This window comes from Massilia sp. CT11-108, from assembly GCF_047302915.1.
Taxonomy (GTDB): domain Bacteria; phylum Pseudomonadota; class Gammaproteobacteria; order Burkholderiales; family Burkholderiaceae_D; genus Telluria; species Telluria orientalis.
In genome coordinates this window covers 1-231 of the sequence record NZ_JBKYMO010001814.1, presented here as the reverse complement: position 1 = coordinate 231, position 231 = coordinate 1, and the positions used below count along the sequence as shown (strand labels likewise).

Annotated in this window: 1 protein-coding gene; it reads left to right on the top strand. The window is 70.1% G+C overall.

Features of this window, described 5'->3' with window-relative positions; translation table 11 throughout:
• Positions 1-33: 33 nt before the first annotated feature.
• On the top strand, positions 34-231 hold a 198-nt coding region (locus ACEN88_RS36425), incomplete at its 3' end, for a hypothetical protein (RefSeq protein WP_413347230.1).

Here is a 231-nt window from a genome sequence, read left to right as displayed (position 1 = left end):
ACATTGGGCCAGGCCCCCACGGAAGGAACCACCATGAGCATGGAAGGCGCGGCCTGGAGCTCGCTCTACAAGATCTCGTCCGCACGGGACGGCGGGCACGGCATCTCGCGCGCGTCCGTCCGGCGGATCATGACGTTCGCGGTGCCCTACCGGTCGAAGCTCGTCGTCTTCATCGCCCTGTCCGTGGTGGGTGCCGTCCTCGCGGTCGCGACGCCCGTGCTGGCCGGCCGG